General features: G+C 51.4%; 13 protein-coding genes. 8 read left to right on the forward strand and 5 right to left on the reverse strand.

From position 1 onward, the window contains the following. Positions 1-37 precede the first annotated feature (37 nt). Genes cysS through LMED105_RS07390 form a run of 6 tightly spaced genes read left to right on the forward strand, consistent with a single transcriptional unit; the run spans position 38 to position 6,643 of the window. Entirely contained in the window at positions 38-1,444 is a 1,407-nt protein-coding gene (cysS, locus tag LMED105_RS07365) for a cysteine--tRNA ligase (RefSeq protein ID WP_040512781.1), read from the forward strand. Next, positions 1,429-2,082: a DNA-3-methyladenine glycosylase gene (locus tag LMED105_RS07370; protein ID WP_008249836.1), complete on the forward strand. Its 654-nt coding sequence runs from the start codon at positions 1,429-1,431 to the stop codon at positions 2,080-2,082. Before cysS ends, LMED105_RS07370 begins: the two co-directional genes overlap by 16 nt. Before the next feature lie 9 nt (positions 2,083-2,091). Next, positions 2,092-3,054: an acetyl-CoA carboxylase carboxyltransferase subunit alpha gene (locus LMED105_RS07375; RefSeq protein ID WP_008249837.1), complete on the forward strand. Its 963-nt coding sequence runs from the start codon at positions 2,092-2,094 to the stop codon at positions 3,052-3,054. Next, positions 3,055-4,047, forward strand: coding sequence for a tRNA lysidine(34) synthetase TilS (tilS, locus tag LMED105_RS07380; RefSeq protein ID WP_008249838.1), 993 nt, complete (start codon positions 3,055-3,057; stop codon positions 4,045-4,047). Further along, positions 4,034-4,960, forward strand: coding sequence for a 3'-5' exonuclease (locus LMED105_RS07385; RefSeq protein WP_008249839.1), 927 nt, complete (start codon positions 4,034-4,036; stop codon positions 4,958-4,960). Before tilS ends, LMED105_RS07385 begins: the two co-directional genes overlap by 14 nt. 3 nt (positions 4,961-4,963) lie before the next feature. After that, positions 4,964-6,643 (forward strand): ATP-binding domain-containing protein, encoded by a 1,680-nt coding sequence (locus LMED105_RS07390; protein ID WP_008249840.1) that lies wholly within the window; start codon positions 4,964-4,966, stop codon positions 6,641-6,643. 2 nt (positions 6,644-6,645) lie between these two features. On the opposite strand, the gene LMED105_RS07395 is transcribed toward LMED105_RS07390, so the two are convergent. Next, positions 6,646-7,140, reverse strand: coding sequence for an acyl-CoA synthase (locus LMED105_RS07395; RefSeq protein ID WP_008249841.1), 495 nt, complete (start codon positions 7,138-7,140; stop codon positions 6,646-6,648). Positions 7,141-7,268: 128 nt separating this feature from the next. Between LMED105_RS07395 and LMED105_RS07400 the strand changes: the two genes are divergently transcribed. Continuing rightward, positions 7,269-9,038, forward strand: coding sequence for a long-chain-acyl-CoA synthetase (locus LMED105_RS07400; RefSeq protein WP_008249842.1), 1,770 nt, complete (start codon positions 7,269-7,271; stop codon positions 9,036-9,038). Here LMED105_RS07400 and LMED105_RS07405 read toward each other — a convergent pair. Next, on the reverse strand, positions 9,030-9,902 hold the full coding sequence (locus LMED105_RS07405; RefSeq protein WP_083797133.1) for a triacylglycerol lipase: 873 nt from the start codon (positions 9,900-9,902) through the stop codon (positions 9,030-9,032). The two genes, LMED105_RS07400 and LMED105_RS07405, sit on opposite strands and share 9 nt — an antisense overlap. A 34-nt stretch (positions 9,903-9,936) precedes the next feature. Beyond that, positions 9,937-10,401 carry a hypothetical protein gene (locus LMED105_RS07410; RefSeq protein ID WP_008249844.1) on the reverse strand — a complete coding sequence of 155 codons (465 nt, stop codon included), beginning with the start codon at positions 10,399-10,401 and terminating at the stop codon, positions 9,937-9,939. Between the two features lie 122 nt (positions 10,402-10,523). On the opposite strand from LMED105_RS07410, the gene LMED105_RS17080 reads away from it, so the two are divergent. After that, on the forward strand, positions 10,524-10,649 hold the full coding sequence (locus tag LMED105_RS17080; RefSeq protein WP_255348727.1) for a hypothetical protein: 126 nt from the start codon (positions 10,524-10,526) through the stop codon (positions 10,647-10,649). A 95-nt stretch (positions 10,650-10,744) separates the two neighbouring features. On the opposite strand, the gene LMED105_RS07415 is transcribed toward LMED105_RS17080, so the two are convergent. Both LMED105_RS07415 and LMED105_RS07420 read right to left on the reverse strand, forming a co-directional pair. Then, complete coding sequence (locus LMED105_RS07415) at positions 10,745-11,320, reverse strand: hypothetical protein (protein WP_008249845.1); 576 nt, start codon at positions 11,318-11,320, stop codon at positions 10,745-10,747. 138 nt (positions 11,321-11,458) lie between these two features. Continuing rightward, on the reverse strand, positions 11,459-13,648 hold the full coding sequence (locus LMED105_RS07420) for a TRAP transporter permease (RefSeq protein WP_008249846.1): 2,190 nt from the start codon (positions 13,646-13,648) through the stop codon (positions 11,459-11,461). Positions 13,649-13,719: the final 71 nt, after the last annotated feature.

The raw sequence follows: 13,719 nt of genomic DNA on the forward strand, positions 1-13,719 counted from the left end.
GTTTTGGCAAGCTGGGTCCGCTTTTTTTCTGAGTCCAATGAAATCGTCTCTCCAAATTTACAATTCAATTCTAAGGAAAAAGCAGGCATTTTCACCGCTTGATCCACAGAACGTTCGAATGTACGTGTGTGGCATGACAGTCTATGACTTCTGCCACTTGGGCCATGCCCGTGTCATGGTGGTGTTCGATTTGCTCAAACGCTGGTTGCGTGCATCCGGCTACCCGGTCACTTATGTACGCAATATCACTGACATTGACGACAAAATTATTCGTCGCGCAGTTGAAAACGGAGAAAGTATCCGTTCGTTGACTGACCGTTTCATTGCCGCTATGCATGAAGACGCTGATGCTCTGGGTATCGAAAGACCCGACCACGAGCCCCGCGCCACTGAATATGTCGCAGAAATGCAGGACATGATTCAAACTTTGATGAACAAAAGGCTCGCTTACCGTGATGATTCAGGTGATGTGAACTTTGCCGTGCGCGCGTTTCCCGAATACGGTCGCTTGTCGGGTAAAAGCCTGGATGAATTGCGGGCTGGTGAACGTGTGGGGGTTTCAGGCAGCAAGAACGACCCACTGGACTTTGTTCTGTGGAAAAGTGCAAAGGCCGATGAGCCCGCGGATGCAAAATGGGACTCTGATTTCGGTGTGGGCCGCCCGGGTTGGCATATTGAGTGTTCAGCCATGAGCTGCAAGTTATTGGGTAATACATTCGACATTCATGGTGGCGGCGCTGACCTGCAGTTTCCGCACCATGAAAACGAAATTGCTCAAAGCGTGGGTGCCACTGGCGAGGGTTTTGCCCAGTATTGGATGCACAACGGTTTTGTGCGCGTTGAAACCAACGGACAATCCGAGAAAATGTCGAAATCGCTGAATAACTTCTTCACGATTCGGGACATATTGAAAGTGTATGACGCGGAAGTGGTCCGCTTTTTCATATTGCGTGCTCAGTACCGCAGTCAACTGACTTACTCAGAGGCGCATGTACAGGATGCAAAAGCGGCCTTGGGTCGACTGTATACGGCTGTGGGCGATGTTCAGGTTGCGCAATCAATTGATTGGACCCAAGAATTTGAGGCTCGTTTTGCTGAGGCCATGAACGACGACATGAACACGCCAATTGCCGTGTCTGTGCTGTTTGAAATGGCCAACGAGGTGAACCGCACCGCTGACCAGACTTTGGCTGCTCGCCTGAAAGCTTTGGCGCAAGTACTCGGTTTGTTAGGACGGACAGCCGAGGCCTTCCAGAAGGCGGAGGTGGGTGACCAGGCTGGTGCTCTTGACGAAGCAGAGATTCAAGCTTTGATTGATGCCCGAGCTCAGGCCAAGGCGGATCGGGATTTCTCAAAAGCCGATGCTATACGCCAGCAGTTGCTCGATATGGGTGTAGTACTGGAAGACAAACGGGGCGGTGCCACCGAATGGCGGCGAGCCTGAGACTGAACCACGATCCTGATGCGCCTGCCTATTGGCAAGAGGCATGCGAAGCCTTGGCTTTGCAAAGCCCGGTGTGGGTTGAATTGCTGGCTCGACATTCGGACCGGGCCTTGCGTTCGCGTGGTGCGCCTTATGAAACCATGCTGCGCTCGCTGGTGGGCCAACAAATTTCGGTTAAAGCAGCTGATGCCGTGTGGGCCCGAGTGGTCGATGCCCTGAATGGAAAAATTACGAGTCGAGCCTTGCTCGCTCTAAGTGATGACACTTTGAAAGCCACAGGTCTGTCTCGCCAGAAAATTGCGTACTCACGAGCCTTGAGTGAATTTGAGCAGCAAGGTGGGCTTGAATTGGCAGTGCTGGAAGGTATGGACGACGAAGCCTGTACCCGCCACCTGTGTGCAATCAAGGGAGTGGGGCGTTGGACTGCCCAAATGTTTTTGATGTTTTGTTTGCGCAGGCCCGATGTTTGGCCTGTGGATGACATTGGTGTGCAGCGCGGTATCTCGCGCCAATTTTTCGAGGGTGAACCCATCGGACCGAAAGAAGCACTACAATTCGGGGAAAAATTAAAACCTTGGCGGACTGTGGCGGCGTGGTATTTGTGGCGCAGCCTGGACCCAGCTGTGGTGGACTATTAAGAGAACCTCATGAAGCAAACATTTCTAGATTTTGAAGCGCCCATTGCCGAATTGAAAGGCAAAATCGAGGAGCTACGCCTGGTACAAGATGGCTCGGCTGTTGATTTGTCTGAAGAAATTCGCCGCCTGGAAGGCAAAAGTGATGTGCTGACCAAAGAGCTGTACAGCAAGCTGACGCCCTGGCAGGTCTCGCAGGTGGCGCGTCACCCCCAGCGCCCTTACACCTTGGACTACATTGCCCACGCATTCACCGACTTTCAAGAGTTGCATGGCGACAGGCACTTTGCCGATGATCCCTCGATTGTGGGGGGTCTTGCTCGCCTGGAGGGTGAAAGTGTCATGGTGATTGGTCATCAAAAAGGCCGTGACGTGAAAGAACGCACCTTGCGTAACTTCGGTATGCCACGCCCGGAGGGCTATCGCAAAGCGCTTCGCTTGATGAAAACTGCTGAAAAGTTTGGTATTCCGATTGTTACCCTTGTCGACACCCCAGGGGCATATCCCGGTATTGATGCTGAGGAACGTGGGCAATCCGAGGCAATCGGCAGAAACTTGATTGAAATGGCACAAATCCAGGTGCCGATTGTGAGTGCAATTATTGGTGAGGGCGGTTCTGGCGGTGCTTTGGCTTTGGCTGTGGCCGACCACGTCATCATGTTGGAAAATGCCACTTATTCCGTGATCTCGCCGGAAGGATGTGCCTCCATTTTGTGGCGCAGCGCCGAAAGGGCATCGGATGCCGCAGAGGCTTTGGGCATTACCGCCAAACGCCTGCGCGATTTGGGTCTGATTCAGGAAATCGTGAAAGAAAGTTTTGGTGGAGCGCACCGTGATCACGCGCAAACAGCCAACAATTTGAAAACAGCCATCAAGGCAGCCTTAAACATGCTTGTCACCTACAAGCCAAAAACCCTATTGGATGCTCGCCATGACCGGCTGATGAGTTATGGCCACTTCAAGGTGAGCAAGTAATTGAAGCGGTCGCTTGAAACCTTTTTAAGCGACTTCAACCGCCACGCTCCAACCCCGGCCTGTTTTGTGGTGGCCTACTCTGGCGGCGTCGACTCAACAGTGTTGCTTCACGCATTGCATGTGATGGGCTTGCCCCTGCATGCGGTGCATGTAAACCATCAAATTCAGACGCAAGCCGACGCGTGGGAAGCGCACTGTAAAAGCCAGTGCGAACAATGGGGTGTGCCTTTCACTGCATTGAGGGTGAAAGTTGAACCCAGCGATTCAGGCCTTGAAGGCCAGGCCCGTGTAGAGCGTTACCGTGCCATTTTCAACTGGATGAAGGCCAATCAACACCACGTTTTACTGTGTGCCCACCACCGGGACGATCAATTGGAAACAGTGCTATTGCAACTTCTGCGTGGTTCAGGCTTGAGGGGGGTTGGCGGAATGCGTGCGGTGGGCCCAGTGGGCGTAGACCGTCACCTGCACCCTGAGTTGCTGTTGTGCCGCCCCTTGTTGAATTGCAGCAAACCGAGTCTGCTGGATTATGCGCGTGAGAATCGCCTGCAACACATTGAAGACCCCAGCAACCATGACACTGCGTTGCGCCGCAACTGGGTGCGCCATGAATTATTGCCTAGCCTCGAAGAACACTTTCCACAAAGCCCGAAGGCCTTGTTGCAACTGGCTGAATTTTTTCAGGCACACTATTCTGCAGAAGATTCTGACACGCAAGCCATGGCACCACAGGTGATCTCTGACACTGGCGGTTTACAACTGATTCAATGGCGGGTAATGGATGACTCAGCCCAGCTTAATTCACTGAGACATTGGTTGCTAAGCCAGGGCGTGCGTTGTGGCAAACTGAAATTGATTGAGTTGGCTCGTCAATTGCGAATTAATAAAGGTGGAATTCGCGAAGTCAAAAAAGGCTGGCAGGTGAAAGTAAGCCGACAGCAGGCCCACTTGGTGCACTCTGACCCAAAGGACAAATCGATTGAAACACGATGAACTAAGCAACATTGACCCGGAAACAGTGGCCCGGTGGCTGGAAAGCAGTGGCAACTACAAGGTGCTACGTCGCATTCAGATGCGCAGCAGTTTTGGTGGGCAAATTAACAGCCCGGTGAAGGTGTTGGTGGTAGACACTGAGACCACAGGTCTTGATTATGCGACCTGTGAAGTCATCGAAGTGGGCGCTGTGTTGATTGAAGTGGACCAGGACACCGGAGCCATCGGCGCAGTGTTGGGTACTTTCGGCGGACTTGAAGAACCCAAAGTGGCAATTACACCCGAGAACTCAGCCATTCACGGGATCACCAATGAGATGGTCAAAGGCCAGCGGTTTGATGAAGCAGCCCTGAAGGCCCTGTGCAGTGAGGCCGCTTTGTTTGTGGCTCACAACGCCGCCTTCGACAAGCCTTTCATGCTGCGCCGTTTCCCGTGGCTTGAAAAGTCAATTTGGGCCTGTACGTTTCGGGAGTTGCCCTGGACCCAGGAAAACTATTCAGGACGCAAACTGGAATATCTTTTGTCAGATTGCGGTTACTTTCACGGCGCTCACCGGGCGGTTGAAGATTGCAATGCACTGGTACATGTGTTGGCTCAACCCATGAAAACATCTCAGCGAATGCCGTTTCAGGTGCTGTTTGACAGTGCTAACGAATCGATTTATCAAATCGCTGCACTGAAAGCACCCTTCGAGAAAAAAGATTTTCTGAAATCCAAAGGCTTTCGCTGGAATGCGGAGGACCGAGTTTGGGAATTCGAGGCAGTGGGTTTTTCGGAAGGAAAAGAAGTCATCGAATGGCTGCGGGAGCAGGTGTATTGCACCACCGGGAAAATCATGTTGGGCTTTCGCATTCAGACCGGGGTTGATCGTTACTCTGGCACTGCGCTGAAGCAACAATTCAAAGAGGTGTAAGGCGTGCCCGCCAAGGTTTATCCTTCAGACACCAGTGCACTCGCACTAGACGGTGCACAAGCCCGTGAAAGGGATGTGTTGCTTCAATTGCAGGCGCAGTTGCCCGACAACTACACCATTTATCACGGTATACATTGGTCACGAATCGAGCATGGGTTGACAGTCACTGGACGGATCCAGTTCCTGGTGCTGGGCCCCAGCGGTATTGTTTACAGCATCTTGATGAAAACCGGTTTGATGAAAGTGGACCAAGGCCGGGTGATCAAACAGTTGGGTGAACAGCGTCAAGACGTATTCAATGCGCTGGCCGAACAGGGCGTCTTGCTGAACCAGAAGTTCAGGTTGCAACACCAGGGTACCCTTCGGGTTGAACCTATTTTTTACTGTCCTGACTTCACTGTGCCCGATCCAGGCGGACTGACTGTGAATGCTGAGCGTGTACTGGATGCCCGCCATAAAGATGAATTGGCTGCCCTGATACAAACGATCGACATCACAGCAGACCTGTTCAGCAGCCACTCGAATCCCAAAGCCATCCACGCATTTTTGTGCAATGAATTAAATCTGGTTCCTGAAGTCGGGGCTTTGTCACAAGCTGCCGAAACTTTGGTAACGCGCTTGTCGCACGGTCTCGAACAATGGGTTTCAAGACTGAGCTTCGAGCCTTTTCGCTTACGCGTTACGGGCACTGCAGGTAGCGGAAAATCACAATTGGCTTTTAGTGAACTGCAGCGCAACCATGGTTTAAAAGCCCGAACTTTATACGTGTGTTACAACCGACCGCTGTCCTCGCACATGGCGCAGCAGGTTCGGGAAGCAGGCTTGATTGGCGCAGTTGTTTTTAACTTTCATGCATTGTGTGACCGAATGTTGCGTGATGCAGGTCTTGATGTCGATTATGCGTCGCCCGGGGTCTTCGGTCGCTTGGCCGAGCAAGTACTTGCTACACCTGTGGACAAGCGCTGGATATTTGATTCAATTGTGGTGGATGAAGGCCAGGACTTTGATCAAAGCTGGTTGCCAGTGCTTCAGCGTTGTGCGCATTCTGGCACTCGGTGGCTGTGGCTGGAGGATCCGATACAGAATCTGTATGCCAAACCAACAGTCAGCTTGCCCGGTTGGGTCAGCCTGCATACGCCCATGAATTATCGAAATCCAAAACGCGTAGTGCAGGCAGTGCAGCTGGTTCAACATGAATTCAAGTTTGAATCGCCTTTGCCGCTGGACGTTGAAGCCGCTTGCCCGCTGGAAGGTTTGCCACTTGAGTTTTTTGAGTATGACAATGATGAGTCGTTATTTAGTCAAACTGCCAAGGCGATTACGGCGTGTTTGCGGCACGGTTTTACCCGAGACAAAATTGCGGTGCTCAGCATGCGTGGGCACGAAAAATCAAAAGTATTGGCGCAAGCCAGTCTGGGGCCGCATACCTTGAGACACTTTACCGGTCGATATGATGACAATGGCAGCCAGGTTTTCACCGAGGGCAATGTACATGCGGAGTCGGTTTACCGTTTTAAAGGGCAGGCAGCACAAGCTGTGGTGGTGACCGAGTTGGCTTTTGTGGAGTTTAATGAAGCTGATTTTCGCAAGTTGTTCGTGGCTATGACCCGGGCCAAATTGCTGTTGGTTCTGGTTGGTCATTCGGATACCCTTCAGCGTTTGCGAAGGGCAGTGTTTTGCTGAGATTACTGCTGAATTTGCCAGGCACCTTTGCTGGGCGAGCATACTTCGCCCCTGAACTTTGTTTTTTCACCGTTGACAATCGTGACGCCCAAGTAGGTTCGGCAAGTGTCTGATTTGGCACCTGGCGACAGGTAAACTCCAACCCCGTTCACTGGGTTTAGCCAGCGTACCGCTTGCCCCGAGGGCACTAGCTCCATGGTGTGTCCGAAGCAATGGGAGTCGACTGCGAATGCATCAACCAGCTGGGTTTCCGTGAAAATTGCTTTGAAAGCGTCGGTCGATTCCACATAGGCCATTTGATCTGTCAGGGTGCCTTTAAGTGCCTCGCTTTGAACCAATTTGGCATCGCATTGCCCGCGAAGTACGCCAAAGTCGTTGTTCCAGCCTTTGCCCGTGTAACCAATGAAGTTTTTGGCGTTGGCCACATGAAACGGAAGCGCCGTCACAAGCACAAGCAGGCAAAGAACAGTTTTAGAGCGTACTTTGGCTATGGGCATGGAAGAATACTTAACTGGGCAGCCTGATGACATTGATAAAAACGGTGTGTACGCGAATTTCGTTGACCCAAAGAGTGTATCTTTTTCTGTATAAAAAAACACGAGACAGCAGCCGGAGACCGCACAAAATGACAGTTCAGGGCAAAACAGTATCCGCAATTGACATTGCCAAAGGAGCCTTGGGTTTTCTGCCTGACGTACCGCATATTCTTCCTTCGCTGGCCAGTCTGGCACTTCTCCGGCCACATTCCCGCCGTTCGCTGGGTTTGTTGTTTCAAGAAACTGCGCGCAAGTATGCAAAATCGGCATTCCTGAAAAGCGAGCAGCAGTCTTGGACCTATGGGCAGGCCAATTCCATTTGCAACCAAATGGCGCGAGGTTTGCTGTCCATGGGAGTGAAGCCTGGTGACACCGTGGGTTTGTTGTCGGCCAACCGCCCGGAAACCCTGCTTGCTGTTATTGCTTGCGCCAAGTTGGGCGCGGTTGCTGCGTTGCTGAACATCAATCAGCAAGGTGCCGTGCAGGCGCACAGCTTGAAGCTGGTGAAGCCGCGAATTATTTTGGCTTGTGATCGTGGTCTGGATATTCTCAAGCAAATGGAAGCGGAAGACAGCGCCTTACTCAAAGGTATTGAATTGCTCTCTTTGCAAACCAGCAGTGCTCATTTAAGGGTGAGCGATTTTCGCAGCGCCTGGTGCACGCAGCCCGTGCACAACTTGGCGCAAACAGCACAAATTACTGCCAGCTCTCCCTGTTTCTATATTTTTACCTCTGGTACTACCGGCTTGCCCAAAGCCTCCGTGATGAGCCATTACCGCTGGTTGCAAGCGGCCTCGGGTATGAGTACAGCAGTGCGTTTGACGGCTACCGATGTGTTTTACTGCTGCCTGCCGCTGTATCACAACAATGCACTTACCGTGTCATTGGGGGTAGTGTTGGCTTCTGGCGCTTGTTTTGCCCTGGATGAGAAATTCAGTGCCAGTCAGTTCTGGCGCCGTATTTCACATTACCGGGCAACGGCCTTTTGTTACATTGGGGAATTGTTGAGATACCTCTTGAATCAAGCGCCCCACATGGACGACCAAAACCATGAAATCCGTTTGATTTTGGGCAATGGCCTGCGCCCTGAAATATGGGATGACTTTGAAAACCGGTTCGGCATTCATCAAATCTTTGAGTTTTATGGTGCGAGCGAATCCAACCTTGGATTCATGAATGCTTTTGGCCTCAAAGAGACTGTGGGCTTTTGCCCCATGCCGTTTGAAGTGATTGCCTGCGATACAGACACGGAACAGGTGGTGCGAAACTCGCATGGTTTTTGTGAAACAGTGGGGCGCGGTGAAGTGGGTTTGTTGATCAGCGAAGTGACTGAGCTACGCCCCTTCGATGGTTACACCGATCCGAAAGCCAATGAAGGCAAGTTGCTGCGCAATGTATTCAAGCGCGGCGATTGTTGGTTCAACTCAGGCGACTTGGTGCGCCGGCAAGGGTGGCAACACATTCAGTTTGTCGACCGTCTGGGCGACACATTTCGATGGAAAGGTGAGAACGTTGCAACTTCAGAAGTTGAAGGCGTTTTGGCCAAGCTGCCATTTCTTGAGCATGCCGTGGTTTACGGTGTGAAACTGGAGGGGTTCGACGGCCGCGCTGGCATGGCGGCAGTGGCTGTAAAACCCGGAGCCAAGCTGGACTTGAAAGCGCTGGCCGCGCATGTAACAAGTCATTTACCCAGCTACGCAGTGCCGATGTATGTGCGGGTACTGCAAGCTGTAGAAACCACGGGTACTTTCAAATACCAAAAGACGCAGCTGAAAAAAGAGGGCATTGACCGAAATGTTGTCGACGATCCTCTCTACTGTTTCAATGCCACAACCCGAAGTTATGTTGCCTTAGTTTGAGGCTGTTCGTATTGATTGACCCTGAACCAGCTTGACAATCAAATCAAGCGTTTCGGTGTCGTAAAGCATGCCACTGTGCGACACCCGTTTGCCTGGAAGCAGATCTTGAATGTAGATGTTTTGCACGCCAGGCTCTTTGACAAATTGGTTTTCAACAGGCACTACCACTTTGTCATTTTTGGTCACTAAAACACTGTATTGCACACCTGGCATTGTGATGGCCCCAGTTTTCAATTCGCGCAGCAAGGCGGAACGGGGGTGCTGGTCGGCACAAGCCAGGCAATATTCCACCAGGTCCCGATTGGGGGTTTTTGCAATTGAAGTGCCGTTCACACTGGGGGCCAAAGCCACGAAGCGGTCCACATGGGCAGCCCCTTGCAACATTTTCAGGTAATAAAAGCCAATAAGACCACCTTGGGAATGACCCACGAGGGTCACTTTGTCCCGACCTGTTGTTGTCTTCACAAACTTCACAAATTCAGCAATACGTTGCGCCGATTCATCCACCGGGCCCACACCCTTGAACCAGTCGCTCGGTTCGGCTGCACCGTAGTCGATGGAGTAAACGCACAGGTTCTGGTTGGCAAGTGCCGGGCCCAAGGCCCCGAATGAATACATGCTGGAAGAAAAGGTGCCGTGAATCAGTACGACCGGGTTTTGGTTCTCTGCTGGGCGGCATGCCCAGTTGTTCACACCGTCGGGCATGGTTTGACCACCCAACACCTGACTTAAAAATGAACTGGTCCAGTTCGCCTTGGCTTGGTACTGACCGGACAAACTGGCTGGGTTTGTGGTGCTACATGCTGCAAGGGTTAATAGAGCGGATGCGGCAAGTATCCAACGACGGGTGAACTGTATAGCCATTGTGCGGTTTTCCTGGGGTAGGTCTGTTTGGAATTTAAGACCAGAATTGCAGCAAAGGGTTCTGTAAAGCGCCAAGAAACAAATAGAGCGTGCCTCCAATTTCTGCAAACACCAAGGCCACCATAAATGTTGCCAGACCAGCGCGGGGCATCGGATGTTGTCCCAGTTTGTGGGGTTGTCGCAACTGATTGTCGGGTCCGTTCAGCGCGGCCTGCATTAAATAGCCGGCCACAGCCAAACCAAAAAATGCAATTACCACGGCTACTGCAAACAAATTGTAGTTGGGGTTGTAGGTGCTGAAATAAGCCAATACTGCCAAGGTAATACAAGCGAAACCGTAGAGCAGACTGGCTCTGTGTGCGATGTCCACGTAAGGGTGGGCCAAACCTTGTTCACTGCGCCACATTTGTAAAAACTTCCACAATCCGCTGAGAAGACCAACGAGCAAAAATACGCCTGCGGAAACAATCGCAAATGCACTGGCAGAACTGAATGTCATGGTGGTTACCTCTTGGGGGTAGTCGAATAAGGTGGCCCCCTTTGTGGGAAAGACTCACCTGTGTTTTTGCACTTAAATAGAGGCATCAACACACATGTGCATTATGCACCGGGAGTATTGCCATGGACGACTTTGCAAACAAGAGCTTTGATGTAACCATGCTGGGCGAATTGGAAACAAAAAGAGAATGGTACATAGGTGTTCTAGGTGCCACGGTGTGCTACGGCCTGATTTTATGGCTATTGTGACATCCACCTGAAAGGTGATAACACCCATAAAAAAGCCCTCGAAAATTCGAGGGCTTTTTTTATTCAAAGCTCAGCTCAAGCTGGGCCATGTCTTTTCAGACTGAGGCCTTTGGTGCAGCTGCAGCGCGCTTAGCGCGTGGGGCAGCAGCTTTCTTGGCAGCAGGCTTCTTGGCAGCTTTCTTCGCGCCAGCTTCACCTTTTACGCCAATTTTTTCAAACAACTGGGCCGCGATTTGCTCAGCTTGTTCAATGGCGGGCTTCAGGGTTTCATTTTTTTTGGCTTGTTCCAGAGCGCTTACACCCATGGTGATTGCGTTTTCGGTCAAAGACTCGGCTTGTGATAAAGCCAAAGCAGCATAAGAGAAACCTTTGTCGATTACCACGGGCAGTTGCTGTTCAAACAGCTCAACGCCTTTCTGTGTATAAACCTGGCTTACGCCAACTACTTTTTCCAAGCCTTGCTTGATCTCGGTGCGAGCGTTAACAACCACTGGCTTGTCGGCCAAAGGCAGCTTTTCAGCAGCGGTGAATGCGTTGCCCAAACCTTGTGACAACAAGCCGAATTGCGCTTGTACCAGGCTGTTCAGAGCCTTGGCAGCAACTTGGTGTTGGTTCTTCAGTTCGGTGTTGGTTTTGGTCAGCAGTTCAGCTGTTTTTTCGAAAGCGTACATCGTGAGATCTCCTTGGGGTAGCGGGTAGTCAAATTTCGTGACACTTCGCACTATAGGGAAATCGATTAAGCAATGAAAGGGTTTGAACCTGAGGCTCTACACTAAAAAAGGGTGTAGAAGCCTCAAGGCATTGCGTTTTTAATCCATTCCCTTGGTCTGAACCATGGGTTCCGGCGCCGGTTTTCCTTTAAAGAATTTATTAAGAACAATCGCTACAACAGCCAGTACTGCACCGCCGATATCGGTGTACAACCCGCCTTCAATCATGCACAGCGCCGCGATCAGCAAGATACCGCGTACTACCCAATTTGAATGTGCTCCCCAGAACCAACCCTGAATTGCAGCCGCCAGGAAAAACACGCCAATACACGCTGTAACAAATGCACGCAAGATCACAAACCATTCACCTTCCATGAGCAGGGCTGCGTTGTAAAAAAACATGAACGGCACGATGAATGCAGTGAGGCCTATTTTGAAGGATGTGAACGAAGTTGCCATTGGGTTGGCCCCGGAAATACCGGCTGCTGCGTAAGACGCCAGTGCAACCGGCGGTGTGATGGCCGATATCACTGCAAAGTAGAACACAAAGAAGTGAGCCACCAGTGGCTGAATACCCAACTCGATCAGGCCTGGTGCGACAACCGATGCTGCCACTGCATAGGCAGCTGTAGTCGGCATGCCCATGCCCAACAGAATTGCAATGCACATCGCAAAGAACAAGGCGATTAGCTGTGAGTTTTCTGCAATGTCCAACAAAATGGAGGAGAACCTAGCACCTACACCAGTCAGTGCAATGACGCCGACGATGATGCCCGCACAGGCGCACACCGTGATGATTTGAATGGACATTACACCGGCCAAATCAAAGGCTTTGAAAATACTTTTAGGCCCCATTTTGAATGGCGACAGCCAGCTCACCACGGCAGCCGCTGCGGTAGCCAAAGTGCCTGCACGAATGACGGAATAGCCCATGAACAGCGCCACAATCAGAATGATGATGGGAATGAACAAGTAAACCTGTTTCACCATCTTAGAGAACTGAGGCAACTCATCAGAACGCATGCCTCGCATGCCTAGTTTGGCGGCCTCGAAGTCGACCATCAAGTAGGTGGACAGGAAGTACAACACTGCCGGAATAATGGCCGCAATTGCGATTTCTGAATACGGAATACCCGTGATTTCAGCCATGATGAACGCTCCTGCACCCATGATGGGCGGCATGATTTGCCCACCTGTGGATGCTGCAGCTTCAATTGCTCCAGCGGTTTTTCCGTTGTATCCAACCTTTTTCATCAGCGGGATGGTCAGTGAGCCTGTTGCGACCACATTGCCCGCACTTGTCCCGTTGATCATGCCCATCAGGCCCGATGCAAACACGGCCACTTTGGCGGGGCCACCGCGTGAGCGGCCCGCAGCTGCAAATGCAAAATTTACGAAATAGTCGCCAACTTTCGATGCCTGCAAGAACGCTGCAAAAACAATGAACAGAATGATGTATGTGGACGACACCGCGGTGGTTGCGCCAAGTACGCCTGCGTCGGTGTACATGTAAGAAAAGAAGCGGCTGAAGGTGAAACCATCGTGAGTCAAAAAGCCTGGAAGGTAAGGGCCCACGAAAGAGTAAATAACAAAAATAACTGAAATAATGACCAGCGCGGTGCCAGCAACGCGGCGAGTCAGTTCAAGAATCAGTGCAATGCCAACCAAAGCAGCCCAAGCGTTGCCAGGAGAAGCAAACGGAGTGCCCGCGCGCATGCGCATGGCTGTGCCATCCAGATGCACCATCAGGTAGGCGGTACTGGCAATAACTGCAAGTACCAAAGTCGCATCCAACCAATTGAATTTGTTCCCGGCTGGTCGCAAAAACATAGAGGCAACAATGGCTATGAATGTGCCCACTGCCAGTGGAATGCCAAAGTGATTAACTTCCAATTCTGGCGAAATCATTTCACCGTTGGCGATGATCTGGCTCATCTCGAAGACCATGTAAAGGGAATACAAGATGGGTAAGGCCAAAATTCCAGCCAGTATTTTGATCAGATTCTGATTGCCTCGGGCAGGGTGCTCAGTGGTGCTGGAACTGTAGGCGATGAAGCCAATCACCAAAGCGCCCGCGACGTGGAGGATTCGAAAGGCCCATGTTTCAACTGGCGCAACGTTCAGCGAGAATACGTGCCAAAAGGCGTAGGCTGCCGAAATTATCGATACAAATAATGCGGCTTTTTGCGTGAATGTGCGCTGATTGTTCGCAAGTGGTTCGTCATCAACGCCTTGGGCGATAAGACGGTCCTCTTCTGCGGTTCGAGCTGCGCTAGATGGTGTGGTCATGATGAAACCGATTAAAAGTGATAATTGAATTGATTCTTAGAAAACGCCGAGCCCTTCAGCAGGACCCGGCG

This window comes from Limnobacter sp. MED105, from assembly GCF_000170915.1.
Classification (GTDB): Bacteria; Pseudomonadota; Gammaproteobacteria; order Burkholderiales; family Burkholderiaceae_B; genus Limnobacter.